This window comes from Streptococcus mitis (assembly GCF_009496205.1).
In the GTDB taxonomy this organism is placed as follows: Bacteria; Bacillota; Bacilli; order Lactobacillales; family Streptococcaceae; genus Streptococcus; species Streptococcus mitis_BN.
This window is the reverse complement of the sequence record NZ_WIJO01000102.1, coordinates 1-1519: the sequence shown is the minus strand read 5'-3', so window position 1 is coordinate 1519 and position 1519 is coordinate 1. Positions and strand designations below refer to the sequence as shown.

Below are 1519 nucleotides of genomic sequence, written 5' to 3'. Positions count from 1 at the left end.
GTTATTCCAGCAGCTGATTTGACGAAGACAGCAGAAGCAGCGTCTAAACCAAATGCAGGCGACGATGTGATTACCCCAGCGTCTAAGACAGTAGTAGCCAATCCAGAAGCGCTTACTCCAGAAGAGAAGAAAGCTATTGAGGATAAGGTAAAAGCCGTTAACCCAGGAGCTACGGTGGTAGTAGATGACAAAGGTAACGCGACTGTTACAACACCGTCAGGTAAGACAGCAGTTATTCCAGCAGCTGATTTGACGAAGACAGCAGAAGCAGCGTCTAAACCAAATGCAGGCGACGATGTGATTACCCCAGCGTCTAAGACAGTAGTAGCCAATCCAGAAGCCCTTACTCCAGAAGAGAAGAAAGCTATTGAGGATAAGGTAAAAGCCGTTAACCCAGGTGCTACGGTGGTAGTAGATGATAAGGGTAACGCAACTGTTACAACACCGTCAGGTAAGACAGCGGTTATTCCAGCAGCTGATTTGACGAAGACAGCAGAAGCAGTCGCTCAACCAAATGCAGGCAATGATATCAACACACCGGCGATTAAAACAGCAGTTGTTAATAAAGATGCTTTAACTGACGCAGAAAAAGAAGCAGTTAAGAAAGCAGTATCAGCAGTAAACCCAGGTGCTACGGTTGTAGTAGATGACAAAGGTAATGCGACTGTTACAACACCGTCAGGTAAGACAGCGGTTATTCCTGCTTCTAAACTAGTTATTCCAACAGAAAAACTTGCAGACCTATCTGAGCAAAATGGTGTGAATATTCCAGCTACACGTACCTTGGTAGCAGATAAGAATAACTTAACTCCAGAAGAAATTGCTAAGATTAAGGTTGCTGTGGAAGCTGTAAATCCAGGCTCAACAGTTGTTGTAGATGAAAAGGGTAACGCGACAGTAACCACAGTAGACGGAAAAACAGCAACAATTTCAGCTGAACAATTAGTTAAAGATGAAGCAGATGTAGCTACTAAAAACAATGGTGAAAATCTTAATCTTGATTTTGAAAAACAACTTGTAGCTAATTTGGATAATTTAACAGACGCGGATAAAGCGGGAGCTAAAGCCAAAATTATGGCAGCTAACCCAGATGTAGCAGAAGTAATCTTCGATGATAAAGGAAATGCAACGGTCATTTTGAATAATGGTAAAGCATATACAGTTTTAGCTAAAGATATCTTTAAAGAAATTCCTTATGTTCCATCATATAATGGAGGAAATAATAGAATTAATAACGCTGAAACAGCTAACGTGAATACAGTGGCTAAAGAATTGCCTAACACAGGTACAGAAGCTAATGCTAGCCTCGCAGCGCTTGGACTTCTTGGAGCCCTAGGTGGATTTGGACTTCTTTCTCGCAAGAAAAAAGAAGACTAAAAACTCATAGTTTTTAAGGCTCTTTGTCAACTGTAGTGGGTTGAAGAAAAGCTAATATCTAGAAAGGACAAATTTCGTCCTTTCTTTTTTGATATTCAGAGCGATAAAAATCCGTTTTTTGAAGTTTTCAAAGTTCCGAAAT

General features: G+C 40.8%; 1 protein-coding gene. It reads left to right on the top strand.

From position 1 onward, the window contains the following. On the top strand, nucleotides 1–1377 hold a 1377-nt coding region (locus GEZ85_RS10070), incomplete at its 5' end, for a MiiA motif-containing surface protein (protein ID WP_153210208.1). Nucleotides 1378–1519 lie beyond the last annotated feature (142 nt).